The following is a 22,774-nucleotide window of genomic DNA, read 5'->3' as shown; positions in this document are numbered from 1 at the left end:
TCATTCAAGTGCCGCACCACCTGTGACTGCTGCTTGCATAGCCTTTCCGGGTACCCGGTGCAGCTATGCAAGACTGCGTCCAGCGGATATTCCGCGGTGAGTCTTGCATGCAAGGCTCACGACGGGCCAAACCGCCGTGGTTTCTTATTATGTCTTAACGCTTCTTGCGGTTGGCGATGTGGATGGCGCCGCCATTCACAGCCAAAGCAGCTTCGTGCAAGGCTTCAGACAGGGTCGGATGGGAGAAAACCATCATGCCCAGGTCTTCAGCGCTGGTGCCGAATTCCATACCGATCGCGCCCTGCTGAACCAGTTCTGCAGCGCTTGGGCCAATCACGTGGACGCCCAGTACGCGGTCTGTCTTGGCATCAGCGATGACCTTGACGAAACCACCGGTGTCGTTGGCAGCCATGGCACGGCCAGAGGCTGCGAACGGGAAAGTGCCGACGTTAACTTCAACGCCTTCAGCTTTCAAGGCCTGCTCGGTTTTACCGACCCATGCGATTTCCGGGTGAGTATAAATAACCGACGGGATCAGATCATAGTTCATCTGGGCCTTGTGGCCCTTGATGCGCTCGACAACCATGATGCCCTCTTCCGAGGCCTTGTGCGCCAGCATCATGCCGCGAACCACGTCGCCGATGGCGTAAACGCCCGGTACGGTGGTGGCGCAGTGGTCGTCAACGTGCACGAAACCGCGCTCGTCCAGGGTCACGCCGCAGTCGGCAGCCAGCAGATCAGTGGTCACCGGACGGCGACCAACGGCTACGATCAGCTTGTCGAAAGTGATCTTCTGTTCGCCCTTGGCGTCGGTGTAGTTCACCACGACTTCGTCGCCGTTCACTTTGGAACCGGTTACGCGAGCGCCCAGCTTGATGTCCAGACCCTGTTTGGTCAGGGTTTTCAGCGCTTCCTTGGAAACAGCGGTGTCCGCTGCCATCAGGAAGGTGTCCAGGGCTTCCAGGACAGTTACTTCTGCACCCAGACGCGACCAGACCGAACCCAGTTCCAGACCGATCACGCCAGCGCCGATCACGCCCAGACGCTTAGGCACGGATTGGAATTCCAGGGCGCCAGTCGAATCGACGATCACATTCTGGTCAACCGGAGCTGGTGGAATGTCGATCGGACGCGAACCTGGAGCCAGGATGACGTTTTCGGCTTCGATGATTTCTACCGAGCCGTCTGGCTTGGTGACTTCAACTTTCTTGCCGGCCAGCAGCTTGCCGTGACCCTGGATCGAGGTCACACCGTTGGCTTTGAACAGGGTTGCAACGCCGGAGGTCAGGCCTTTGACGATGTTGGCCTTGCGGCCGACCATCGCTGGCACGTCCATGGTCACGCCAGCGTGATTGATACCGTGGATCGCGAAACCGTCCTGGGCTTCGTGGAATTTCCACGAGCTGTCCAGCAGGGCCTTGGATGGAATGCAGCCGACGTTCAGGCAAGTACCGCCCAGAGCCAGTTTGCCTTCCTTGTCGGTGTACTTCTCGATGCAGGCCGTCGAAAGACCAAGCTGGGCGGCCTTGATGGCAGCCACGTAACCGCCAGGGCCCGCGCCGATCACTACTACGTCAAATTTCTGCGACATTCAAAAAATCCTCTTTAGCGAAAAGCTTCAAGCCGCGAGCGGCAAGCCAGGCTGCGGGTTTTCCGACAGCTCGAGCTTGCAGCTCATGGCTGCTTCTATCAGATATCCAGCAACAGACGAGCCGGATCTTCCAGCAGGTTCTTGATGGTCACCAGGAAGGTCACAGCTTCTTTGCCATCGATCAGACGGTGATCGTAGGACAGTGCCAGGTACATCATCGGACGGATAACGACCTGACCGTTGATGGCCATCGGACGCTGGATGATGTTGTGCATGCCCAGGATGGCTGCTTGTGGCGGGTTGACGATCGGGGTCGACATCATCGAACCGAAAGTACCACCGTTGGTGATGGTGAAAGTACCACCGGTCATTTCGTCCATCGACAGTTTGCCGTCGCGGGCTTTCTTGCCGAAGGTGGCGATGCCGCCTTCGATTTCAGCCAGGCTCATCAGTTCGGCGTTACGCAGAACCGGTACAACCAGACCGCGATCGCTGGAAACTGCAACGCCGACGTCAGCGTAGCCGTGGTAAACGATGTCACCGCCGTCGATCGACGCGTTGACAGCCGGGAAGCGTTTCAGCGCTTCGGTAGCCGCTTTCACGAAGAACGACATGAAGCCCAGGCGCACGCCGTTGTGGGACTTCTCGAACAGATCCTTGTACTTCGAACGCAGGGCCATGACTTCGGTCATGTCGACTTCGTTGAAAGTGGTCAGCATCGCCATGTTCGATTGAGCTTCAACCAGACGCTTGGCCACGGTGGCACGTACGCGGGTCATCGGTACGCGCTTCTCGATGCGATCGCCAGCGGCAGACACAGGAGCAGCGGCAGCCGGAGCAGCAGCCTTGGCAGGTGCGGCAGCAGGAGCAGCTTTCTTGGCTTCGACAGCGGCAACCACGTCTTCCTTGGTTACACGACCATCTTTGCCGGTGCCTTTGACGGAAGCCAGGTTGATGCCGTTTTCTTCGGCCAGCTTGCGAGCAGCTGGAGCTGCGATAGCGTCTTCGTCAGCGCCGGCAGCTGGAGCAGCGGCAGCAGCGGCCGGAGCAGCAGCGGCAGCCGGAGCAGCGGCAGCAGCGCCGCCTTCAACGATGGAGCCCAGCACTTCGTCGGACAGAACGGTTTCGCCTTCGTTCTTGACGATAGCGCCCAGCACGCCGTCAGCGGTAGCCAGCACTTCCAGTACCACTTTGTCGGTTTCGATGTCGACGATCAATTCGTCGCGCTTGACCGCGTCGCCCGGTTGTTTGTGCCAGGTGGCAACGGTGCCATCGGCGACCGATTCCGGGAAAGTGGGGGCTTTGATCTCGATAGCCATTATCTGTGGTTCCTTAAATTCGGTTTCAGGTGCGCGAAGGCGTTAAACAGTAAAGGCGTCTTGCAGCAGTTGTTCCTGCTGCTCGGCGTGCATCGATGCGTAACCGCATGCAGGTGCAGCAGAAGCCTCACGGCCCGCGTACTCGAGTACGAGAGACTTGTTGAGGTTGCCGACGCTGCGACGCAAGTGGTGTTGGCTGCAGTACCAGGCACCCTGGTTCATCGGCTCTTCCTGACACCAAACGATATGTTTGAGGTTGGTGTAAGGAGCCAGGACTTCATTCAAGTCGTCCTCAGGGAATGGGTACAGCTGCTCGATACGCACGACGGCGATGTCGTCACGACCTTCGGCACGGCGTTTTTCCAGCAGGTCGTAGTAGACCTTGCCGCTACACAGAACAATGCGCTCGACCTTTTTCGGGTCTTGGGCATCGATTTCCGGGATAACGGTCTGGAACGAACCTTCGGCCAGATCTTCCAGCGTCGAGATGGCCAGCTTGTGGCGCAGCAGCGACTTCGGAGTCAGGACTACCAGTGGTTTGCGCAGCGGACGAATGACCTGACGGCGCAGCAAGTGGTAGATCTGAGCCGGCGTCGTCGGCATGCACACCTGAATGTTGTGCTCGGCGCACAGCTGCAGGTAACGCTCCAGACGAGCCGAGGAGTGCTCCGGCCCCTGACCCTCATAACCATGCGGCAGCAGCATGGTCAGACCGCACAGACGGCCCCACTTGTGCTCGCCACTGGTGATGAACTGGTCGATAACCACCTGGGCACCGTTGGCGAAGTCGCCGAACTGGGCTTCCCAGATCACCAGCGCATCAGGCGTGGTGGTCGAGTAACCGTATTCGAACGCCAGTACGGCTTCTTCGGACAGGAACGAATCGTACAGGTCGAAACGTGGCTGGCCGTTGTACAGGTTCTGCAACGGGATGTAGGTGCCCGCGTCTTTCTGGTTGTGCAAGACAGCATGACGGTGCGAGAACGTACCGCGGCCGATGTCCTGGCCGGTCATGCGGATCGGGTGACCTTCGAACGCCAGGGTCGCGTACGCCATGGTTTCGGCGTAACCCCAGTTGATCGGCAGGCCGCCGGCTTGCATCTTCTGACGGTCTTCGTAGATTTTCGCGACCTGGCGCTGAACCACGAAGCCTTCCGGAATTTCCAGCAGCTTGGCGGACAGTTCCTGCAGGGTCTTCAGATCGAAGCGAGTGTCGTGACGTGCGGTCCAGGCGTGGCCCAGATACGGACGCCAATCCACGAACAACTCTTTGTTCGGCTCTTTGACCAGGCTCTTCACCACATGCAGACCGTTGTCCAGCGCGTTGCGGTATTCGTCGACTTTCGCCTGAACACGCTCTGCGTCCAGCACACCGCCCTGGGTCAGACGATCGGCATACAGCTCACGGGTGGTGCGCTGCTTGGTGATCTGCTGATACATGATCGGCTGGGTGCCGCTTGGCTCGTCGGCCTCGTTGTGGCCGCGACGACGGTAGCAGACCAGGTCGATCACCACGTCACGCTTGAACTGCATGCGGTAGTCGATGGCCAGCTGGGTCACGAACAATACGGCTTCCGGATCATCACCATTCACATGGAGGATCGGCGCCTGGATCATTTTCGCAACGTCGGTCGCGTACTCGGTGGAACGCGAGTCCAGCGGGTTGCTGATGGTGAAACCGACCTGGTTGTTGATCACGATGTGCACGGTACCGCCGGTCTTGAAACCGCGGGTCTGCGACATCTGGAAGGTTTCCATGACCACGCCCTGACCTGCGAATGCAGCGTCACCGTGGATGGAGATCGGCAGAACCTTCTCACCGGTCGGGTCGTTACGACGATCCTGACGGGCGCGAACCGAACCCTCGACCACCGGGGAAACGATTTCCAGGTGGGACGGGTTGAACGCCATGGCCAGGTGAACTTCACCGCCGGTGGTCATCACGTTGGACGAGAAGCCCTGGTGGTATTTGACGTCACCGGAACCCAGCTCGACCTTCTTCTTGCCTTCGAACTCGTCGAACAGCTCGCGCGGGTTCTTGCCGAAGGTGTTGACCAGCACGTTCAGACGGCCACGGTGGGCCATGCCGATGACGATTTCCTTGGTGCCGTAGGAACCGGAACGCTGGATCAGCTCGTCGAGCATCGGAATCAGGCTTTCGCCGCCTTCCAGACCGAAACGCTTGGTACCCGGGTATTTGGTGCCCAGGTATTTTTCCAGGCCTTCGCCGGCGGTCACGCGCTCGAGCAGGTGGCTCTTGATGTCGGCGGAGTACGTCGGACGACCGCGCACGCTTTCCAGACGCTGCTGGAACCACTGGCGCTGCTCGGAATCGGTGATGTGCGTGAACTCAGCGCCGATGGTGCGGCAATATGTCTGCTGCAACGCTTCGTGAATTTCGCGTAGGCTCGCTTCCTCTTTGCCGATGAACAGGTCGCCGGCACGGAAGGTCGTATCAAGATCGGCATTGGTCAAGCCGTAATGATTGATCGACAGGTCTGCAGGTGCAGGACGCTGCCACAGTCCCAGCGGGTCAAGCTGGGCTGCCTGGTGGCCACGCATACGGTAGGCCTGGATCAATCGCAGCACTTCAACTTGCTTCTTCTCGTGCTCACTGCTCACGCTGCCGGCGGAAACCGGTTGGGCGCGGCGCTGGTTCTTTGCCAGCAAGACGAAATGATCGCGAATTGTGGAGTGCGAAACATCGGTGGCAGAGTTGCCGTCAGCAGGCAACTTCTGGAAGTAGGTGCGCCACTCTTCTGGCACAGCGTTAGGGTCGTGCAGGTAGAGCTCGTAAAGCTCTTCCACATAGGCAGCGTTACTACCGGATAGGTAGGCACTGTTCCACATGCGCTGCATCACGCTTTCTTGCATGCTTGGTCACCCTCGGTTAGGGGAACACCATCGGTGTCGACACCGAGCAAACTTGCAGAAGTCCGAATGCAGCGACCAAAACAAGCCACTAGGATCACACTGATAGTCCGGGTACCAGCCCGGATGCCCCTGCTTGTCTCATTTCTTCAAAATAAGAGCCGCAGCCTTTTAAGCTGCTGCTCAGGTTAAAACTACGGCGCCGGTTGAAGCCTGCGCCGTAGCATCTACGGGTACAGCGGGTACAGCAGCTGAATCACACGCCGCTCGAGAGCAACATGTTACGGATGTGACCGATGGCCTTAGTCGGGTTCAGGCCTTTCGGACATACGCTGACGCAGTTCATGATGCTCCGGCAGCGGAATACGCTGAACGGGTCATCCAGCGCAGCCAGACGCTCGGCCGTCTTGGTGTCGCGGCTGTCTGCCAGGAAGCGGTACGCTTGCAGCAGGGCAGCTGGCCCCAGGAACTTGTCCGGGTTCCACCAGAAGGACGGGCAGGAAGTCGAGCAGCAAGCGCACAGGATGCACTCGTACAGACCGTCGAGCTTTTCACGTTCTTCAGGGGACTGCAGGCGCTCGATGGCCGGAGCCGGCGTGTCGTTCTGCAGGTATGGCTTAACCTTTTCGTATTGCTTGTAGAAGATGCTCATATCGACGACCAGGTCACGGATAACCGGCAAACCTGGCAGAGGACGAACGATCAACTTGTTACCTTTTACGACAGCAGACAGCGGCGTGACGCAGGCCAGGCCGTTTTTGCCGTTGATGTTCATGCCGTCGGAACCGCAAACACCTTCACGGCAAGAGCGACGATAGGAGAAACCCTCGTCCTGCTCTTTGATCAGGGCCAGCACGTCCAGCACCATCAGGTCTTTACCACCGGTATCGACCTGGAATTCCTGCATGAACGGCGCGGCGTCCTGATCAGGGTTGTAACGATAAACGCTGACTTGCAACATGGCGGCCACCCTTAATAAGTCCGAATCTTAGGTTCAAAAGTCGGAACAGTCTTCGGCGAGAAGTTCACGGCACGCTTGGTCACGCGCTTGTCACCCGGGAAGTACAGGGTGTGGCACAGCCAGTTTTCATCGTCGCGATCTTCAAAGTCTTCACGGGCGTGAGCACCACGGGACTCTTTACGTACTTCGGCAGCGATGGCGGTGGCTTCGGCCACTTCCAGCAGGTTCTGCAGTTCCAGCGCTTCGATACGTGCAGTGTTGAACGCCTGCGACTTATCGTTGATCTTCACGTTGGCGATGCGTTTGCGCAGGTCAGCCAGCTGGGCAATACCCTTCTGCATGTATTCGCCGGTACGGAATACACCGAAGTAGTTCTGCATGCAGTTTTGCAGCTCGCGACGCAGGGTAGCCACGTCTTCGCCTTCGGTACGCTCGTTCAGGGCGGACAGACGCGCCAGGGCAGCCTGGATGTCGGCGTCGGTGGCGTCGTCGTATTCGATACCGTCGGTCAGCGCCTTTTCCAGGTGCAGGCCGGCAGCGCGGCCGAATACCACCAGGTCGAGCAGCGAGTTGCCGCCCAGACGGTTGGCACCGTGAACCGATACGCAAGCCACTTCACCCACTGCGAACAGGCCAGGGATGATTTCGTCGACGCCTTCGCCGTTCTGGGTGATCGCCTGGCCGTGAATGTTGGTGGCAACGCCGCCCATCATATAGTGGCAGGTCGGAACAACCGGAACCGGAGCAACAACCGGGTCAACGTGCGCAAAAGTCTTCGACAGTTCGCAGATGCCTGGCAGACGGCTGTGCAGCACTTCCTCGCCCAGGTGGTCGAGTTTGAGCATTACGTGGTCGCCATTCGGACCGCAACCGTTGCCGGCGATGATCTCTTTAACCATCGAGCGGGCAACAACGTCACGACCGGCAAGGTCTTTGGCGTTCGGAGCATAACGCTCCATGAAACGCTCGCCGTGCTTGTTGATCAGGTATCCACCTTCACCACGGCAACCTTCTGTAACCAGTACACCAGCGCCGGCGATACCGGTCGGGTGGAACTGCCACATTTCAATGTCTTGTACCGGAACGCCAGCACGCAGCGCCATGCCAACGCCGTCACCGGTGTTGATCAGGGCGTTGGTGGTCGAAGCGTAGATACGACCTGCACCGCCGGTAGCCAGTACGGTGGCCTTGGCACGGATGTAGGTGGTTTCGCCGGTTTCGATGCAGATGGCGATCACGCCGACGAACTCGCCTTCGCCGTTCTTCACCAGATCGACAGCGTAGTACTCGTTCAGGAACACGGTACCGGCTTTCAGGTTGCCCTGATAAAGGGTGTGCAGCAGAGCGTGACCGGTACGGTCGGACGCAGCGCAAGTACGCGCAGCCTGGCCGCCTTTACCGTAGTCCTTGGACTGACCGCCGAATGGACGCTGGTAGATACGACCTTGCTCGGTACGCGAGAACGGCATACCCATGTGGTCCAGCTCGTAAACGGCAGCCGGGCCTTCCTGACACATGTATTCGATAGCGTCCTGGTCACCGATGTAGTCGGAACCCTTGACGGTATCGTACATGTGCCAGCGCCAGTCATCGTTCGGGTCAGCGGACGCGATTGCGCAGGTGATGCCGCCCTGGGCGGATACAGTATGCGAACGGGTCGGGAAAACCTTGGTGATCACAGCAGTCTTGTGACCGCCCTGTGCCAGTTGCAGCGCTGCGCGCATGCCGGCACCGCCACCACCAATAATGATGGCGTCGAAAGAAATCGTTGGAATGTTAGCCATGACTCAGATACCCCAGAGAATCTGCACGCCCCAGACGAAGTAAGCGAACATCGCAACGCCGCATACTGCCTGGAAAAGGAAACGTATAGCCGTCGCGGACTTGCCGAACGCCATTGGCGTCAGGTAGTCGGTCGCGATGGTCCACATGCCGACCCAGGCGTGAGCGCCGAGGGCAACGAGGGCCAGGAGGCTGAAGATACGCATTCCGTTGTGGGCGAACAGTTCATGCCACTGGGCGTACTCGAGGCCAGGGTTGGCCACGATGTATCCGATCAGGAAGATGAAGTAAGCCGCGAGAACGACCGCAGACACACGTTGCGCCATCCAGTCATAGAGGCCCGAACGCGACAGGTTCGTGACGTTAGTTACCATATCCAAACTCCTGCCAGAACGATTACCACCACGGAAACGGCGATAACGATTTTCGAGCCCAGCTTGCCGCCTTCCAGCGTCTCACCGATGCCCATGTCCATGATCAAATGGCGCACACCGGCTACCAGGTGATACAGCAGAGCGGACAGGATGCCCCATGTCACTAGCTTGGCTAGCGGACTGGTCAGACACGCTTTCACCTGACCGAAGCCTTCCTCGGAACTCAGCGACTTGTCCAATGCGTAAAGCATGATGGCAAGGCACACGAAGAGGATGACACCGGAGATTCGGTGAAGGATGGACGTGTAAGCAGTGACTGGGAGTTTGATGGTCCTTAGGTCTAGGTTTACAGGTCGTTGGCTTTTCACGGCTTTTTTTTCACACTGAAGAGCCCCTAACAATCAGGGCAAAGTTGTTGGGGAGTGCACTGGTCAGGTAACCACCACCCAGGGATGCGACCCCCAATGAAAGCAAGCCCAAAAGCCCTTGGCGGTCGGTGGCCGAGTATAGACAGTTAGGCTACTAATGACAACGCAAACACCTAACCCGAACAGCTGATTGCGCAACTGACATAAAAGGCGTAAATGGCAGCCAATTTCGAGAAAAAAGTCCGGTTAAAGCCTTCTGGAGCAAGACTTTAGGCAAATTGACATTCGAATTTATCTCACTATAGTGGTGCGGGCCCTGCGTGGGGGGTCTGTCTGATGATTTCAAGCATAAATAGGAGGCCACATGGCTGACAAAAAAGCGCAGTTGATCATCGAGGGCGCAGCCCCCGTCGAGCTGCCCATTTTAACCGGCACCGTTGGTCCCGATGTTATCGATGTTCGGGGCCTGACGGCCACGGGCCGTTTCACCTTTGACCCAGGCTTCATGTCGACCGCCTCGTGCGAGTCGAAGATCACCTATATCGACGGCGACAACGGCATCCTGCTGCACCGCGGCTACCCGATCGAACAGCTGGCTGAAAAGTCGGACTATCTGGAAACCTGCTATCTGCTGCTCAACGGCGAACTGCCGACCGCAGAACAGAAGGCCCAGTTCGTCAGCACCGTGAAAAACCACACCATGGTTCACGAGCAGCTGAAGACCTTCTTCAACGGCTTCCGTCGCGACGCCCACCCGATGGCCGTCATGTGCGGCGTAGTCGGCGCCCTCTCGGCGTTCTACCACGACTCCCTGGACATCAATAACCCGCAGCATCGCGAAATCTCCGCGATCCGCCTGGTTGCCAAGATGCCGACCCTGGCCGCGATGGTTTACAAGTACTCCATGGGCCAACCCATGATGTACCCGCGCAACGACCTGTCGTACGCGGAAAACTTCCTGCACATGATGTTCAACACCCCGTGCGAGATCAAACCGATCAGCCCGGTACTCGCCAAGGCCATGGACCGGATCTTCATCCTCCATGCCGACCACGAGCAGAACGCTTCGACCTCCACCGTACGCCTGGCCGGCTCTTCGGGTGCCAACCCGTTCGCCTGTATCGCCGCCGGCATCGCTGCACTGTGGGGCCCTGCCCACGGCGGTGCAAACGAAGCGGTACTGACCATGCTCGATGAAATCGGCGATGTCTCGAACATCGACAAGTTCATCGCCAAGGCCAAGGACAAGAACGATCCGTTCAAACTGATGGGCTTCGGTCACCGCGTTTACAAAAACCGCGACCCGCGCGCCACGGTAATGAAGCAGACCTGCGACGAAGTATTGAAGGAACTGGGCATTCAGAACGATCCGCAACTCGAACTGGCCATGCGCCTGGAAGAGATCGCCCTGACCGACCCGTACTTCATCGAGCGCTCGCTGTACCCGAACGTCGACTTCTACTCGGGGATCATCCTCAAGGCGATCGGCATTCCAACCAGCATGTTCACCGTGATCTTCGCCCTGGCGCGGACCGTCGGCTGGATCTCCCACTGGAAGGAAATGCTCTCCAGCCCGTACAAGATCGGCCGCCCGCGCCAGCTGTACACCGGCTACGAGTCGCGTGACATCACCAAGCTGGAAGACCGCAAGTAAGGGCTGTCTTGCTGTAGGGTGTTGAGTTGTACCAGGAACGGCCTCTTATATAGAGGCCGTTTTTGTTTGCCTTTTTTAATTGTGTACATATCCGTTGCTGCGGTAACGGCCGCTTTTGGTTCCGCTCTTACAGCGGGTTACTTGGAAAAGCCCCAAGTAACCAAGGGCTCTTGCCCCTGACGCTCGGTGCCTCGCTGTGGCTCGGCATGCCCTCGCTCCGGTCCTGCTCCGTGGGCCCGAGGCGGCCTACCGGCCGGCCTGTTTGCTGGCTTGGATCTGCGAGATTTCGGTCGGCTGGCAGGCTCGCTCCCACAGTATTTGCATCGAACACAAATTATTCGAACAGCACCAAACCTGTGGGAGCGAGCTTGCTCGCGATGAGGCCAGTACATCCGACATCGATGTTGACTGGCAGGCCGCCATCGCGAGCAAGCTCGCTCCCACAGAAGAGCAGAGACAGAGCGCTGTACACCTTCGCTCTTCACCACTCATCAGGCCGAGCGTTAGCTCGCCTGCAGCTCTTGATCTTGATCCACCCGCCCCCTCGGCAGGCTGAGTGGAGGCGTTCATCCGGGGGTAGGCGCGCAGTGCCGTTCGGCAAAGCCGAACACATCGAGAGGAGGTCGCGCGAAGCCGACCGGAGGCGATGCCCCCGGATGAATGCCGGAGCGAAGGAACCCCGAGCCTTAGCGAGGGGCCGTACGTTCGGGGCGAGCGTTTTTTGGGTTACTTTTTTTAGGCGCTTGTAAAAAAAGTGACTCGCCGTAAGGGCGAAACCATAAGTCGCCGTTACCGCAGAAATGGATATGTACACAGTCAACAAAAGACAGGTCAGCTGTCAGGCCGCCTTCGCGAGCAAGCCCGCTCCCACAGTGGACCGGGTACATCCGCCAGATTCCGGTCGGTTATCGCCCAACAAAAATGCCCCGATCTCTCGACCGGGGCATTGAGTGTTAGTGCAACTTATATATAAAGCCTTAGTGCGATACCGCCCCACTCGCCCCAAGACCCGTCTGCGAACGAACAAACTGCGGGAAGAACAGCGCCCGCTCATTGTCAGCCGCAGTCGACTTGTCAGTAACCGAGAAGAACCAGATCCCGACAAAGGCAATCATCATCGAGAACAGCGCCGGATACTCATACGGGAAGATGGCCTTCTCGTGATGCAGGATCTGCACCCAGATGGTCGGACCAAGCACCATCAGGCCCACGGCACTGATCAGGCCCATCCAGCCGCCGATCATCGCACCGCGAGTGGTCAGCTTTTTCCAGTACATGGAAAGCAGCAGCACCGGGAAGTTGCAGCTCGCCGCGATGGAGAATGCCAGGCCGACCATGAACGCGATGTTCTGGCTTTCGAACAGGATACCCAGCGCAATCGCCAGTACCGCCAAGGCAATGGTGGTGATTTTCGAAACGCGAATCTCGTCCTTCTCGTTGGCCTTGCCCTTCTTGATCACGCTGGCATACAGGTCGTGGGACACCGCCGAAGCACCGGCCAGGGTCAGACCGGCAACCACTGCCAGAATGGTCGCGAACGCTACTGCCGAGATAAAGCCCAGGAAAATGCTGCCACCCACCGCGTTGGCCAGGTGCACCGCCGCCATGTTGTTACCGCCCAGCAAGGCGCCAGCAGCGTCTTTGAAAGCCGGGTTGGTGCTGACCAGCAGGATCGCGCCGAAGCCGATGATGAAGGTCAGGATATAGAAGTAGCCAATGAAGCCGGTTGCGTACAACACGCTCTTGCGAGCTTCCTTTGCGTCACTCACGGTGAAGAAGCGCATCAGGATGTGCGGCAGGCCAGCGGTACCGAACATCAACGCCAGACCGAGGGAGAACGCCGAGATAGGATCTTTCACCAGGCCGCCCGGGCTCATGATCGCTTCAGCTTTCGGGTGAACCTTGATCGCCTCGGAGAACAGCATGTTGAAGTCGAAGTTGACGTGCTTCATCACCATCAGTGCCATGAAGGAAGCACCGGACAGCAGCAGCACAGCCTTGATGATCTGCACCCAAGTGGTCGCCAGCATGCCGCCGAACAACACGTACAGGCACATCAGGATACCGACCAGGATCACCGCAATGTGGTAATCGAGACCGAACAGCAGCTGGATCAGCTTGCCGGCACCGACCATTTGCGCGATCAGGTAGAACGCCACCACCACCAGCGAACCGCAAGCGGACAGCGAGCGGATCTGGGTTTGCCCAAGGCGATAGGACGCCACGTCGGCAAAGGTGTATTTGCCCAGGTTACGCAGGCGCTCGGCGATCAGGAACAGAATGATCGGCCAGCCCACCAGGAAGCCGATCGAATAGATCAGGCCGTCGTAGCCGGAGGTGAACACCAGCGCGGAAATACCCAGGAAGGACGCTGCCGACATGTAGTCACCGGCAATCGCCAGACCGTTCTGGAAACCGGTGATCTTGCCGCCAGCGGCGTAGTAGTCGGCCGCCGAATTATTACGCTTGGAAGCCCAGTAGGTGATGCACAGGGTGGCACCGACGAAGGCGACAAACATCACGATCGCGGACACGTTAAGCGGTTGCTTCTGCACGGCACCGGTCAGGGCGTCAGCCGCCCAGGCGCCAGGTGCGAAAGCTGCGATGCTCAAAAGAGCCATTAGACGGCGGATCATTGCTGAGCCTCCTTGAGAATCGCATTGTTCAGGTCGTCGAACTCGCCGTTGGCGCGTCGTACGTAGATACCGGTCAGGATGAAGGCCGAGACAATCAGCCCGACACCGATCGGTATGCCCCAGGTAATCGAGGACTCAGGGCTGATTTTCGCCCCCAGCACCTGCGGTCCATAGGCAATCAGAAGGATGAATCCGGAGTAAAGCCCTAGCATGATCGCCGAAAGAATCCAGGCGAATCGTTCCCTCTTGCTAACCAGCTCCTTGAAGCGCGGGCTGTTTTGAATCGAGAGGTAAATGCTGTCGTTCATTGTTTTTATCCTCGCAGCACAGATTGAGTTGGAACGGTATCCACTCTATGCGGCTGCGGGGCAGGTTCCAGACGACCTTAGTCTTAGAACCCCATGGTGTTTTCGCCAAATTCCAGTACGCCATAAACAAGTGTGGGAGCGGGCTTGCTCGCGAAGGGGCCATAACATTCAACATTATTGTTGACTGTTACACCGCTTTCGCGAGCAAGCCCGCTCCCACAATTTAAAGCGAGGTGCCTGTTATTTAGTCCAGGCAGCCACACGCTCTGGGTGCTTGGCGATCCAATCCTTCGCCGCGGCTTCAGGCTTGGCACCATCCTGAATCGCCAGCATCACCTGGCCGATTTCATCCTTGGATTCCCACTGGAAGTTCTTCAGGAACTTGGCCACTTCCGGCGCCTTGGCCTCCAGGCCCTTGCTGCCGATGCTGTTCACGGTCTCAGCCGCGCCATACACGCCTTTCGGGTCTTCGAGGAAGCGCAGTTTCCACTTGGCGAACATCCAGTGCGGTACCCAGCCGGTGACCGCAATGGATTCGTTTTTCTTCTCGGCACGGGTCAGCTCGGCAATCATGCCGGCGCCGGAACTGGCCTTGAGTTGATAACCGGTCAGGTCGTAGTCCTTGATCGCCTGATCGGTCTTGAGCATCACGCCTGAACCGGCGTCGATGCCGACGATGCGGTTCTTGAAGGTGTCATCGGTCTTGAGGTCGTCAATGGACTTGGCCTTGACGTACTCCGGCACGATCAGGCCGATTTTCGCGTCCTTGAAGTTCGGGCCGTAGTCGACGACCTGATCCTTGTTCTTCGTCCAGTACTCACCGTGGGTCACCGGCAGCCAGGCCGACAGCATGGCGTCGAGTTTGCCGGTGGCCACGCCCTGCCACATGATCCCGGTAGCGACGGCTTGCAGCTTCACGTCATAACCGAGTTTCTGCCTGATCACTTCAGCCGCCACGTTGGTCGTGGCGACACTGTCCGACCAGCCATCGACATAACCAAGCGTCACGTCCTTGCCCGCGGCGCTCGCCACGGTCGAACTGATCGCCAGCACCAAAGCCGCACCTGCGCCCAAGAGTCGTCGCATCTTCATCGTTACTTCCCCGAAAGTGCTGCGCTCGACGGATGCCGAGTCGCTTAAACGTATTGTTATGGTGCACAGCGCCCCCATCACGCCCACCGCAAACTCGTTCGAACATCAGCGGAGTACTGACACTTGCGATAATCAACCTGACGCTCATGGCGACCTGCTCTGCCAGCGACCTCAAGGCATCGAGAAACGACATCAGAAAGCCATTAATCCTCAGCGCTACAAACACCCCCGCCAAACCGCCCGAACTTTGCATGTCAAAATCATGCAGGCCACCAGGCACGCGGCAAATGCAGGTAACATGCGCCGCTTTGTTCCCACACGGCCTGACCATGTCCGCGACCTCCCGCTTCCCTTTTGCTGCTTATCTATTCGCTTGCCTGCTCGGGCTGTTTGCCCTTGGCGGCTTCTGGTACGGCCTCGGCAAACCGGTGATTTTGCCGGACGTGGCCAGCGCCACGCATAAGCTGCAATGTGCCTCCTACACCCCGTTCGACAAGGATCAATCGCCGTTTGACGTGCCATTCAACTTGCGCCCCGAGCGCATGGATGCCGACCTCGCACTGCTGTCCAAAAGCTTCGAATGCATCCGCACCTATTCCATGACCGGCCTGGAAGCCCTGCCGGATCTAGCGCGCAAGCATGGCTTGAAATTGATGATCGGCGCCTGGGTCAACAGCAACCCGGTGGACACCGAGAAAGAAGTCGACCTGCTGATCGCCTCGGCCAACGCCAACCCGGATGTGGTGAGCGCGGTGATCGTCGGCAACGAAACCCTGCTGCGCAAGGAAGTCACTGGCGCGCAGCTGGTGAAGCTGATCAACAAGGTCAAGAGCCAGGTCAAACAGCCTGTCACCTACGCCGACGTCTGGGAGTTCTGGCTCAAGCATCCGCAAATCGCCCCCGCCGTGGACTTCCTGACCATCCACTTGCTGCCGTACTGGGAAGATGATCCGTCGAACATCGACGCCGCCCTGCAGCATGTGGCCGAAGTACGCCAGGTGTTCGGCAACAAGTTCGCGCCCAAGGATGTGCTGATCGGCGAAACCGGCTGGCCAAGCGAAGGTCGCCAGCGCGAAACGGCCCTGCCGAGCCGGGTCAACGAAGCCAGATTCATTCGCGGCTTTGTCGCCATGGCCGAGCAACAGGGTTGGCATTACAACCTGATCGAAGCCTTCGACCAGCCCTGGAAACGCGCCAGTGAAGGTGCGGTCGGTGGTTACTGGGGGCTGTTCGATGCCGATCGCCAGGATAAGGGCGTGCTGGCAGGGCCAGTGACAAACGTTCCGTACTGGTCGCAGTGGCTGGCGGTGGGTGGCCTGATCTTCATCGGTACATTGCTGCTCGGTGGCCGGGTCCGCACGACGCGTTCGGCACTGGTGCTGCCCCTGCTCGGTGCCTTGGCTGCGTGTTCGATTGGCGCCTGGGGCGACCTGGCGCGGGTGACCACGCGTTTTACCAGTGAGTGGTTGTGGGTCGGATTGCTGACCGCCCTGAATCTGCTGGTGCTGGCCCATGCTGCGCTGACATTGAGCCCTCGTGGCGGATGGCGCGGGCGGGCTTTCAACTGGCTCGAGCGCCGTGCTGGCTGGCTGGTTGCAACGGCAGGTTTCGCGGCAGCCGTGATGATGCTGGAACTGGTACTCGATCCGCGTTATCGCAGCTTCCCGAGTGTCGCGTTCATCGTGCCTGCGCTGGTGTATCTGTGCCGCCCGGTGAACGTGCCGCGCCGCGAGATTGCGTTGCTGACCTTCATCATCGGTGCCGGCATTGCACCGCAGCTGTTTCGTGAAGGTTTGCAGAATCAGCAGGCCTGGGGCTGGGCGCTGGTGAGTGTGTTGATGGTGGCTGCGTTGTGGCGCTGCTTGCGGGTTCGCAAGGCTTGATTCTTTAGCGACTCAACCGGCCTCTTCGCGGGCAAGCCCGCTCCCACAGTAGACCTTCAGTGAACACAAAATTTGTGTGTGACAAAGATCAAATGTGGGAGCGGGCTTGCTCGCGAAGACGGACTTTTAAACGCCGCGAGAAGCCCTGACCAACCGCAACCCCGCAATCACTACCGCAAACACCGCCAGCGTCGTGTTGTACAACGCCAGCGCCGGAAAGCCGAACACCAGCGCCAGCACCGCCAGCCACCAGCCTGCCCGCCCCGGCACGACAAAGCCGATGATCGCCGCGCCCAGCGCAGCCCAGCCCAGCACCCCGAAGTGAATCATCAGCCCCAGGTTCGAACGCACCAGGCATTCCCAACGATTGGCCTCATCCACGCAAATGCCGACCCACTGCGCATCCTCCATGAACCCATAGCGCGCGCCATAACTGGCGGCCAGCCATACAGGCAACAAAACAAGCAGCAGAATCACGGGCAGGCGGCGAGACATGAAACACTCCAATTGGCGAAAAGCGGCGGCCAGCTTAATCGCCCTCAAGGGTTTCGCAAGCGATAACAACTGTTAACTGGTCATTCAATCGCTGCAAAGTGTATCGTCCAGCTACTATTACTTCGAAATTAGGCCTGCTTGGTGCCGAGGGTTGGCACTTTGGCGCAAATCCGGTGGTCATAGCCTGCGAAATTCATTCGGCACCTTCTTCTAAGGGATTTAGTCATGCTCCGTTCCTTGCGCTTCGCTGCCCTGTTTGGCGGCCTTATATTGAGTGCGTCCGCACTGGCGGTCGACATTGACGCCGCCAGTTACGGCTACCCCCTGACCAACCCGTTCGAGGCGACCATCGCGACCACGCCGCCGGACCTGCGTCCGGAGTTACCCCTGGACGACGATATCGATCAGGAAGTGCGCAGCGTCACCTTGCGTCCGGAACGGGCGTTCGAGCTGCCGGACAATTTCTGGGCGGTCAAGAAACTCGACTACCGCATTGCCACGCAGGATCACGCCGCACCGCTGATGTTCCTGATCGCCGGCACCGGCGCGCGCTATGACAGCACCCTGAACGAATACCTGAAGAAGCTCTATTACAAAGCCGGCTACCACGTGGTGCAGTTGTCATCGCCCACCAGCTATGACTTCATGAGCGCCGCATCACGCTTCGCCACACCGGGTGTTTCCAAGGAAGACGCCGAAGATCTGTACCGGGTGATGCAGGCCGTACGGGCACAGAACCCGAAAATGCCGGTTACCGATTACTACCTGACCGGGTACAGCCTGGGGGCACTGGATGCCGCTTTCGTCTCGCACCTGGACGAAACCCGCCGCAGCTTCAACTTCAAGAAAGTCCTGCTGCTCAACCCGCCGGTCAACCTCTACACCTCGATCACCAACCTCGACAAGCTGGTCCAGACCGAGGTCAAGGGCATCAACACCAGCACCACGTTCTATGAACTGGTACTGGACAAGCTGACCCGCTACTTCCAGCAGAAGGGCTACATCGACCTCAATGACGCCCTGCTCTACGACTTCCAGCAGTCCAAACAGCACCTGACCAACGAACAGATGGCCATGCTGATCGGCACCTCGTTCCGCTTTTCGGCGGCCGACATTGCCTTCACTTCGGACCTGGTCAACCGTCGCGGCCTGATCACCCCACCCAAGTTCCCGATCACCGAGGGCACCAGCCTCACGCCATTCCTCAAGCGTGCGCTGCAATGCGACTTCGACTGCTACATCACCGAACAAGTGATCCCGATGTGGCGCGCCCGCACCGACGGCGGCAGCCTGTTGCAACTGATTGACCAGGTGAGCCTGTATGCGCTGAAGGACTATCTGCACGAAAGCCCGAAAATCGCTGTGATGCACAACGCCGATGACGTGATCCTCGGCCCTGGCGACCTGGGCTTCCTGCGCAGGACCTTCGGTGATCGCCTGACCGTTTACCCGTACGGCGGCCACTGCGGCAACATTAACTACCGCGTCAACAGCGACGCCATGCTGGAGTTCTTCCGTGGCTAAATACCTCCTGCTTTTCGCAGCGTTACTCTGTGCAGGCGTCGCCAATGCCGACAACAGCAAAGCCAACGCCCCCGTGGTCGTCGACAGTGATGGTTTCAAGGAACCGCTGAGCAAACTCAAATTCAACCCGGGTCTGGACCAGCGTGAGTTCGAGCGTTCAACCCTCAGCGCGCTGACCGTCTACGATCCGCTGGAAGAGTGGAACCGGCGCGTCTATCACTTCAACTACCGCTTCGATCAATGGGTGTTCCTGCCGGTGGTCAATGGTTACCGCTACGTCACCCCGAGCTTCCTGCGCACCGGCGTCAGCAACTTCTTCAACAACCTCGGCGACGTGCCGAACCTGATGAACAGCCTGCTGCAACTCAAGGGCCAGCGCTCGCTGGAAACCACCGGGCGACTGCTGCTCAACACCACCATCGGCATCGCCGGCCTGTGGGACCCGGCCACCGCCATGGGCCTGCCGCGCCAGAGCGAAGACTTCGGCCAGACCCTGGGCTTCTACGGCGTGCCGGGCGGCGCTTATTTAGTCCTGCCGATCCTCGGTCCGTCGAACCTGCGTGATACCGGCGGCCTGCTGGTGGATTACTCGGCCGAGAGTGCGATCAACTTCCTCAACGTGGCTGAAGTCAGCTCCAACCATCCGGAAGTGTTGATCCTGCGCGGCATCGACAAGCGCTACCAGACCTCCTTCCGCTATGGCCAGACGAACTCGCCGTTCGAGTACGACAAAGTGCGTTACGTTTACACAGAGGCGCGCAAACTGCAGATTGCCGAGTAATTTCGATCGAAAACAAAAAAGGCCATTCGATGCGGATCGAATGGCCTTTTTATTTAGTGCCTCCATAAAATCATAGGTTCGCAAACCAAGAACGATAAGCACATTGCATCCACGTCCCACTAAAAAAAATTTACTTAAGCAACAGAAGTTGGCACTCCATCCACTATCGCGAGCACGCGAATAGAAAACCCGATGCAAATATAAACCCTGGCACCATTCGGGGTAATATCAAGCCCAACCGGATTACCCCCCACCGAAACACTCCGAACCATTATAGGGGTATTCAAGACATCAACCACACACACCTTCGATTCATACTCAGAAAGATAATAAAAGTATCTTCCCGATGGATGTAACTTACAATCTCGCCCGCCACCCATCCCAACATTAATCGAAGCACTAACAACCTCTTCATCAACATCGAGCACATGCATAGTGCCCCCTTGATGATTCCCAACAATATATGCTCGACGGCCATCCACGCTGAGTGATATGCAGCCATACCCTGGATCACCCCCATTAATGGGGATAGATCTCACTTCCCAATTCGATACCTTGACAATAAAAAGCCGATCACCCGCAAGTACGTAGATATTCTCGCCATCGGGGCTCACGACCAAATCATCTATTACTTTCGCGATAGGAATAGTGTTTTTCAAGCCCAAATTAACTGAATCAACTACCAACAAACCTCCTTCTTGAGCAATATAGAGATTAAATTTTTCCTGACAAAGTGCCAGTCTACGCAAGCCGCCCCCCAACTCGACAGTCCTTTCAAGCTTCCAATCAGAGGTTCTATATACTGATATGCCAGTTTTATTATTATGAATATAAAATCCTCGCCCACCATCGTTACTAAAAACACTTCTAACAGGCTGTTGCAAGTCACTTTCGTGCTTCACAGTTGCAACGGCATGTCCCGTGTGAGTATCGAAAGCCCTCAACGAGCCTTGATTAGGCACACAAACTAAAGCACGTGTGCCATCTGGACTGATCGATACACCCATGCCGCGACCGGCACCAGGACCAGGAGGAGTAATAACAATATCTCCTTGAAAACGACCATATGCACTTTCACTGTCCATAAATTTTTCCGCCTGCAGATCGCGCTTACGAGATGCTTGCGCTGCCACTAATCAAAAGATTTTCAGGTCGAATAATCTACTGTCATAAATCACAGTTCAGACGAATGGTCTCAGACGCTCTAAGCGGCCGTACAAGCTGTCTTTCGTCAAAAAAGATAATCTTGTCGTTCGAGGACGAGAAGGTGCGATACGTTTACACCGAGGTGCGCAAACTGCAGATTGCCGAGTAATTTCGGCTAATACAAAACACTTGCAGGAGTGAGTCTGCTCGCGATAGTGCAATACCCGTCAACTTTGATGTTGACTGACACGACGTAATCGCGAGCAGGCTCACTCCTACATTTTGCTATGTGCTGGGTCAGTCTTTCAGCGCTTTCCAGATTTTGCTGACGGCCATAACACCCACCAGCACCACCGCACCCGCCACAATCCCCGCGATGCCATTGAGCAGCACAGGCACGATAAACCCTGCACCGCCCGCCCCTGCGCTGACGCTTTCGATCCAGTGATGCACCACCGGCACGCCATGGGTAAGGATGCCGCCGCCAACCAAGAACATCGCCGCCGTGCCAATCACCGACAGGCTTTTCATCATGTAGGGAGCCGCGCGCAAAATTCCGCTGCCGATGCTTTTGGCCATCTGCCCAGGCTTCTGGGTCAGCCACAGACCCAAATCATCAAGTTTGACGATGCCGGCCACCAGCCCGTAGACGCCGACGGTCATGACAATGGCGATACCCGAGAGCACCATGACTTGTTGGGTCAGCGCCGAATCGGCCACGACGCCAAGGGTGATAGCGATGATTTCTGCAGAAAGAATGAAGTCGGTACGGATCGCGCCCTTGATCTTGTCCTTCTCGTATGCAACCAGGTCCACCGCCGGGTCCGCCACCGCCTCGACCAGTTCGGCATGTTCAGCGTGGTCCTCAGCCTTGCTGTGCAGGAACTTGTGGGCGAGTTTTTCAAATCCCTCAAAGCACAGATAGGCCCCGCCCACCATCAACAACGGCGTGACCAGCCACGGAATGAATGCACTGATCGCCAGCGCCGACGGCACCAGGATCAGTTTATTGATGAACGAACCCTTGGCGACCGCCCAGACCACCGGGATTTCCCGTTCGGCACGCACGCCGCTGACTTGCTGGGCATTGAGTGCCAGGTCGTCACCGAGTACGCCGGCTGTTTTCTTGGCGGCCATTTGGGTCATCAAAGACACGTCGTCCAGCACGGTCGCGATGTCGTCGATCAGCACCAGCAAACTGCTTCCTGCCATGAATCGGGTTTCCTTCTGCAATGAATGCGCAGCAGCATAGCGCGACACAAGAGCCTACGGTGCATTCTTGAGCGCCGCGCGAGGCCGGTGATACCATGCGCAACCGCCAGAACAGGCAAGGAATCACCCGGTTTATGAGCACTATCCGCGAGCGCAACAAACAACTGATCCTGCGTGCCGCCAGTGAGGAATTCGCCGACAAAGGCTTCGCTGCGACCAAAACCAGCGACATCGCAGCCAAGGCGGGATTGCCCAAGCCCAACGTCTACTACTACTTCAAATCCAAGGAAAACCTCTACCGCGAGGTTCTGGAAAGCATCATCGAGCCCATCCTGCAGGCCTCGACTCCGTTCAATCCGGACGGCGAGCCCGGTGAAGTGCTCAGCGGCTACATTCGCTCGAAGATCCGCATCTCCCGCGACCTGCCTTTCGCTTCCAAAGTGTTCGCCAGCGAAATCATGCACGGCGCCCCCCACCTGAGCAGCGATCTGGTCGAACAGCTCAATGGTCAGGCCAAACACAACATCGAGTGCATCCAGACCTGGATCGACCGCGGGCAAATCGCCCCCATCGACCCCAACCACCTGATGTTCAGCATCTGGGCCGCAACCCAGACCTACGCCGACTTCGACTGGCAGATCACCGCCATCACCGGCAAGGCCAGGCTGGATGAAGAAGATTATGAAGCGGCGGCGCAGACGATTATCCGGTTGGTGTTGAAGGGGTGTGAGCCTGAGCGGTAGACCGTATCAAGACCATTCGCGAGCAAGCCCGCTC

Annotated in this window: 18 protein-coding genes; 5 read left to right on the top strand and 13 right to left on the bottom strand. The window is 58.0% G+C overall.

Translation table 11 applies throughout. From position 1 onward, the window contains the following. Window positions 1–154 precede the first annotated feature (154 nt). From lpdA to sdhC, 7 genes are all read right to left on the bottom strand, one after another. Window positions 155–1,591, bottom strand: coding sequence for a dihydrolipoyl dehydrogenase (gene lpdA / locus AC3IT6_RS07960; RefSeq protein WP_489354820.1), 1,437 nt, complete (start codon window positions 1,589–1,591; stop codon window positions 155–157). A 98-nt stretch (window positions 1,592–1,689) separates the two neighbouring features. Next, complete coding sequence (gene odhB / locus AC3IT6_RS07955) at window positions 1,690–2,910, bottom strand: 2-oxoglutarate dehydrogenase complex dihydrolipoyllysine-residue succinyltransferase (RefSeq protein ID WP_489354819.1); 1,221 nt, start codon at window positions 2,908–2,910, stop codon at window positions 1,690–1,692. Window positions 2,911–2,952: 42 nt separating this feature from the next. Beyond that, entirely contained in the window at window positions 2,953–5,784 is a 2,832-nt protein-coding gene (locus AC3IT6_RS07950) for a 2-oxoglutarate dehydrogenase E1 component (protein WP_458370866.1), read from the bottom strand. A gap of 253 nt (window positions 5,785–6,037) precedes the next feature. After that, window positions 6,038–6,742, bottom strand: coding sequence for a succinate dehydrogenase iron-sulfur subunit (locus AC3IT6_RS07945; RefSeq protein WP_150724527.1), 705 nt, complete (start codon window positions 6,740–6,742; stop codon window positions 6,038–6,040). Window positions 6,743–6,753: 11 nt separating this feature from the next. Next, window positions 6,754–8,526 carry a succinate dehydrogenase flavoprotein subunit gene (gene sdhA / locus AC3IT6_RS07940; RefSeq protein WP_150724526.1) on the bottom strand — a complete coding sequence of 591 codons (1,773 nt, stop codon included), beginning with the start codon at window positions 8,524–8,526 and terminating at the stop codon, window positions 6,754–6,756. Between the two features lie 3 nt (window positions 8,527–8,529). After that, window positions 8,530–8,898 (bottom strand): succinate dehydrogenase, hydrophobic membrane anchor protein, encoded by a 369-nt coding sequence (gene sdhD / locus AC3IT6_RS07935; RefSeq protein WP_008049683.1) that lies wholly within the window; start codon window positions 8,896–8,898, stop codon window positions 8,530–8,532. Continuing rightward, entirely contained in the window at window positions 8,892–9,266 is a 375-nt protein-coding gene (gene sdhC, locus AC3IT6_RS07930) for a succinate dehydrogenase, cytochrome b556 subunit (protein WP_032829628.1), read from the bottom strand. The genes sdhD and sdhC overlap by 7 nt, the downstream gene beginning before the upstream one ends. 364 nt (window positions 9,267–9,630) lie before the next feature. Between sdhC and gltA the strand changes: the two genes are divergently transcribed. Beyond that, window positions 9,631–10,920: a citrate synthase gene (gltA, locus tag AC3IT6_RS07925; protein ID WP_007977501.1), complete on the top strand. Its 1,290-nt coding sequence runs from the start codon at window positions 9,631–9,633 to the stop codon at window positions 10,918–10,920. A 977-nt stretch (window positions 10,921–11,897) separates the two neighbouring features. Here the strand turns inward: gltA and AC3IT6_RS07920 are convergent. The 3 genes from AC3IT6_RS07920 to AC3IT6_RS07910 form a co-directional block, all read right to left on the bottom strand. Continuing rightward, window positions 11,898–13,556: a cation acetate symporter gene (locus AC3IT6_RS07920; RefSeq protein ID WP_489354818.1), complete on the bottom strand. Its 1,659-nt coding sequence runs from the start codon at window positions 13,554–13,556 to the stop codon at window positions 11,898–11,900. Next, the gene (locus AC3IT6_RS07915) at window positions 13,553–13,864 is read right to left on the bottom strand and encodes a DUF485 domain-containing protein (protein WP_008052644.1); all 312 of its coding nucleotides are present in this window, start codon (window positions 13,862–13,864) and stop codon (window positions 13,553–13,555) included. Before AC3IT6_RS07915 ends, AC3IT6_RS07920 begins: the two co-directional genes overlap by 4 nt. 240 nt (window positions 13,865–14,104) lie before the next feature. Then, complete coding sequence (locus AC3IT6_RS07910; RefSeq protein WP_223447950.1) at window positions 14,105–14,956, bottom strand: glycine betaine ABC transporter substrate-binding protein; 852 nt, start codon at window positions 14,954–14,956, stop codon at window positions 14,105–14,107. Window positions 14,957–15,243: 287 nt separating this feature from the next. On the opposite strand from AC3IT6_RS07910, the gene AC3IT6_RS07905 reads away from it, so the two are divergent. Continuing rightward, window positions 15,244–16,839, top strand: coding sequence for a glycoside hydrolase family 17 protein (locus AC3IT6_RS07905; RefSeq protein ID WP_489354817.1), 1,596 nt, complete (start codon window positions 15,244–15,246; stop codon window positions 16,837–16,839). A 126-nt stretch (window positions 16,840–16,965) separates the two neighbouring features. On the opposite strand, the gene AC3IT6_RS07900 is transcribed toward AC3IT6_RS07905, so the two are convergent. Beyond that, window positions 16,966–17,334 carry a hypothetical protein gene (locus AC3IT6_RS07900; RefSeq protein WP_489354816.1) on the bottom strand — a complete coding sequence of 123 codons (369 nt, stop codon included), beginning with the start codon at window positions 17,332–17,334 and terminating at the stop codon, window positions 16,966–16,968. 225 nt (window positions 17,335–17,559) lie between these two features. Here AC3IT6_RS07900 and AC3IT6_RS07895 point away from each other — a divergent pair, with 225 nt between their 5' ends. Together AC3IT6_RS07895 and AC3IT6_RS07890 are read left to right on the top strand one after the other, a co-directional pair. Continuing rightward, window positions 17,560–18,858, top strand: a complete 1,299-nt coding sequence (locus AC3IT6_RS07895; protein WP_489354815.1) for a serine/threonine protein kinase — start codon at window positions 17,560–17,562, stop codon at window positions 18,856–18,858. Beyond that, complete coding sequence (locus AC3IT6_RS07890) at window positions 18,851–19,639, top strand: MlaA family lipoprotein (RefSeq protein WP_489354814.1); 789 nt, start codon at window positions 18,851–18,853, stop codon at window positions 19,637–19,639. The genes AC3IT6_RS07895 and AC3IT6_RS07890 overlap by 8 nt, the downstream gene beginning before the upstream one ends. Window positions 19,640–19,773: 134 nt before the next feature. On the opposite strand, the gene AC3IT6_RS07885 is transcribed toward AC3IT6_RS07890, so the two are convergent. Further along, window positions 19,774–20,724, bottom strand: coding sequence for a YncE family protein (locus AC3IT6_RS07885; RefSeq protein ID WP_489354813.1), 951 nt, complete (start codon window positions 20,722–20,724; stop codon window positions 19,774–19,776). A gap of 358 nt (window positions 20,725–21,082) precedes the next feature. Beyond that, a complete protein-coding gene (locus tag AC3IT6_RS07880) occupies window positions 21,083–21,997 on the bottom strand; it encodes a DUF808 domain-containing protein (RefSeq protein ID WP_489354812.1) in 915 nt (304 codons plus the stop codon). A gap of 134 nt (window positions 21,998–22,131) precedes the next feature. Here AC3IT6_RS07880 and AC3IT6_RS07875 point away from each other — a divergent pair, with 134 nt between their 5' ends. Further along, window positions 22,132–22,740 (top strand): TetR/AcrR family transcriptional regulator, encoded by a 609-nt coding sequence (locus AC3IT6_RS07875; RefSeq protein WP_015096199.1) that lies wholly within the window; start codon window positions 22,132–22,134, stop codon window positions 22,738–22,740. Window positions 22,741–22,774 lie beyond the last annotated feature (34 nt).

It is taken from the genome of Pseudomonas sp. KH_017 (genome assembly GCF_057840285.1).
Note: the sequence above shows the minus strand (reverse complement) of the source record. Positions and strands in the feature narration are given on the sequence as shown.

Excerpts from the sequence above, each read along its gene's own strand:
- lpdA (WP_489354820.1), bottom strand. The coding sequence starts at position 1,591 with ATGTCGCAGAAATTTGACGTAGTAGTGATCGGCGCGGGCCCTGGCGGT.
- odhB (WP_489354819.1), bottom strand. The coding sequence starts at position 2,910 with ATGGCTATCGAGATCAAAGCCCCCACTTTCCCGGAATCGGTCGCCGAT.
- AC3IT6_RS07920 (WP_489354818.1), bottom strand. The coding sequence starts at position 13,556 with ATGATCCGCCGTCTAATGGCTCTTTTGAGCATCGCAGCTTTCGCACCT.
- AC3IT6_RS07905 (WP_489354817.1), top strand. The coding sequence starts at position 15,244 with ATGCAGGTAACATGCGCCGCTTTGTTCCCACACGGCCTGACCATGTCC.
- AC3IT6_RS07910 (WP_223447950.1), bottom strand. The coding sequence starts at position 14,956 with ATGAAGATGCGACGACTCTTGGGCGCAGGTGCGGCTTTGGTGCTGGCG.
- AC3IT6_RS07915 (WP_008052644.1), bottom strand. The coding sequence starts at position 13,864 with ATGAACGACAGCATTTACCTCTCGATTCAAAACAGCCCGCGCTTCAAG.
- sdhD (WP_008049683.1), bottom strand. The coding sequence starts at position 8,898 with ATGGTAACTAACGTCACGAACCTGTCGCGTTCGGGCCTCTATGACTGG.
- gltA (WP_007977501.1), top strand. The coding sequence starts at position 9,631 with ATGGCTGACAAAAAAGCGCAGTTGATCATCGAGGGCGCAGCCCCCGTC.
- AC3IT6_RS07945 (WP_150724527.1), bottom strand. The coding sequence starts at position 6,742 with ATGTTGCAAGTCAGCGTTTATCGTTACAACCCTGATCAGGACGCCGCG.
- AC3IT6_RS07895 (WP_489354815.1), top strand. The coding sequence starts at position 17,560 with ATGCTCCGTTCCTTGCGCTTCGCTGCCCTGTTTGGCGGCCTTATATTG.
- sdhA (WP_150724526.1), bottom strand. The coding sequence starts at position 8,526 with ATGGCTAACATTCCAACGATTTCTTTCGACGCCATCATTATTGGTGGT.
- AC3IT6_RS07885 (WP_489354813.1), bottom strand. The coding sequence starts at position 20,724 with ATGGACAGTGAAAGTGCATATGGTCGTTTTCAAGGAGATATTGTTATT.
- AC3IT6_RS07875 (WP_015096199.1), top strand. The coding sequence starts at position 22,132 with ATGAGCACTATCCGCGAGCGCAACAAACAACTGATCCTGCGTGCCGCC.
- AC3IT6_RS07950 (WP_458370866.1), bottom strand. The coding sequence starts at position 5,784 with ATGCAAGAAAGCGTGATGCAGCGCATGTGGAACAGTGCCTACCTATCC.
- AC3IT6_RS07900 (WP_489354816.1), bottom strand. The coding sequence starts at position 17,334 with ATGTCTCGCCGCCTGCCCGTGATTCTGCTGCTTGTTTTGTTGCCTGTA.
- AC3IT6_RS07880 (WP_489354812.1), bottom strand. The coding sequence starts at position 21,997 with ATGGCAGGAAGCAGTTTGCTGGTGCTGATCGACGACATCGCGACCGTG.